The sequence below is a fragment of the Cellulomonas rhizosphaerae genome (assembly GCF_003470205.1).
In the GTDB taxonomy this organism is placed as follows: Bacteria; Actinomycetota; Actinomycetes; order Actinomycetales; family Cellulomonadaceae; genus Cellulomonas; species Cellulomonas rhizosphaerae.
The window spans coordinates 1-1924 of record NZ_QWKP01000017.1; the positions used below are offsets into that span (position 1 = coordinate 1).

Here is a 1924-nt window from a genome sequence, read left to right on the forward strand (position 1 = left end):
CAGCGGGTCCGGCCGCGTGCGCCCGACCGGCCCCGACGAGGCCGCGCGCTGGCGCGAGACCGCCGCGCGGGCGCCCCACCCGTGGGTCGTCGCGCTCGCGGTCGCCCCGGACGCCGACGAGCGATCCGCGGCGGCCGACATCCTGCGTGCGCTGCGGCCCGACCAGTCCTGGGCGGTCGTCGACGCGCGGACCAAGACGGTCGACGCGCGCGCGTGGCTCGCGTCGCTCGGCACGTTCGACGCGGTGGCCGTGCGCAGCGCCTTCGACACGACCGAGCCGGGCACGGTGCTCGACCTCGGCGTCCCCGTGGCCTGGATCGACGGCATCCCGGCGTCGACGGCGTCGTGGGCCGCGCTGCTCGACCACGCGCTCGGCGGGCGCGGACCCTGGGACTGAGCCTCGGGCGAGGGCGGTAAGGTCGCGACATGCTCGTGCTCAGCCGCCGCGTCGGCGAACGCCTGGTGATCGGCGACGGGATCGTCGTCACGGTCATCGAGGTGCGCGGCGACGGCGTCCGGCTCGGCATCGACGCGCCCCGCTCGGTGCGCGTCCACCGCGCCGAGGTGCTCGAGGCCGTCACGGCCGCGAACGTCGACGCCGCCGCGGCCGACGACGACGCGGTCGCGGACCTGCGCCGCCTCGTGGCGCCCACCCTCCCGGACTCCTCAGGAGCCTCCCTCCCCGACCGATGAGGGGATAGCCGGAGCGGTACCCGTCAACGCCCGGTGGGGAGGGCGTTGTGGAGGACATCGACGAGATCGTCCGCGAGTTCCTGGTCGAGAGTCATGAGAATCTCGACCAGCTGGACCGTGACCTCGTGGCGCTCGAGGAGCACCCGGGATCGCGCGAGCTGCTGAGCAGCGTGTTCCGCACGATCCACACCATCAAGGGCACGAGCGGCTTCCTGGCCTTCGGCCGGCTCGAGCAGCTCACCCACGTGGGCGAGAACCTGCTGGTGGAGCTGCGGGACGGCAAGCGGTCCATGGACCAGCCGACGACGGATGTGCTGCTGCGCATGGTCGACACCGTGCGCGAGCTGCTGGGGGCGATCGAGCTCACCGGCGGCGAGGGCGACGTGGACGTGGAGGCCGCCCGCGCCGCGATCGTCGCGGTGCAGGAGGGCGTGGTGCCCGAGCCGGTCGCGGTCGTCGAACCCGTCCCGGTCGTCGAACCGGTCCCGGCGCCGGCTGAGGCCCCGGCACCGGCCCCCGCCGCCGTCCTGCCGTCGCCGCGCGCACCGGAACCGCCGGCACCCGCCCCGGCGGCCTCGAACCTGGACGACACCGGCACCCTGCGCGGCGCCGCCGACTCCTCGATCCGCGTGGACGTCGAGCTGCTCGACTCGCTCATGCGGCAGGTCGGCGAGCTCGTGCTGGCCCGCAACCGGATCAGCCGGCTCGCCTCGTCGGCCCAGGACGTCGACCTCGCACGCTCGGCGCAGCAGCTCAACCTCATCGCCTCCGAGCTGCAGGAGGGCGTCATGCGCACGCGCATGCAGCCCATCGAGCACGTGTGGTCGAAGATGCCGCGCGTCGTGCGCGACCTCGCGGCGCTGTGCGGCCGCGAGGTGCGCCTCGAGATGGTCGGCGGCGACACCGAGCTCGACCGCGGCCTGCTCGAGGCCGTCAAGGACCCGCTCACGCACCTGGTCCGCAACGCGGTCGACCACGGCATCGAGTCGCCCGCCGACCGCGTCGGCGCGGGCAAGGCCGCCGCTGGCCTGCTCGAGCTGCGCGCGTCGCACGCCGGTGGGCAGGTCTCGGTCGAGGTCCGCGACGACGGCCGGGGCATCGACCCCGAGGTCGTCGCCGCCAAGGCCGTCGCCAAGGGCCTGCGGACGGCCGACCAGGTCGCCGCGATGAGCGCGAACGAGCTGCTCCAGCTGCTGTTCCTGCCCGGCTTCTCGACCGCGGAGAAGGTCAC

Annotated in this window: 3 protein-coding genes; all 3 read left to right on the forward strand. The window is 74.7% G+C overall.

Annotated features, from left to right (window positions below; genetic code table 11):
- Window positions 1-397: hypothetical protein (locus D1825_RS00195; RefSeq protein WP_407643283.1), on the forward strand; the 397-nt coding region annotated here is incomplete at its 5' end.
- A 29-nt stretch (window positions 398-426) separates the two neighbouring features.
- Window positions 427-693 carry a carbon storage regulator CsrA gene (gene csrA, locus D1825_RS00200; RefSeq protein WP_118765554.1) on the forward strand — a complete coding sequence of 89 codons (267 nt, stop codon included), beginning with the start codon at window positions 427-429 and terminating at the stop codon, window positions 691-693.
- Window positions 694-740: 47 nt separating this feature from the next.
- The coding region (locus D1825_RS00205; protein WP_199721428.1) for a chemotaxis protein CheA at window positions 741-1924 on the forward strand (1184 nt) is incomplete at its 3' end.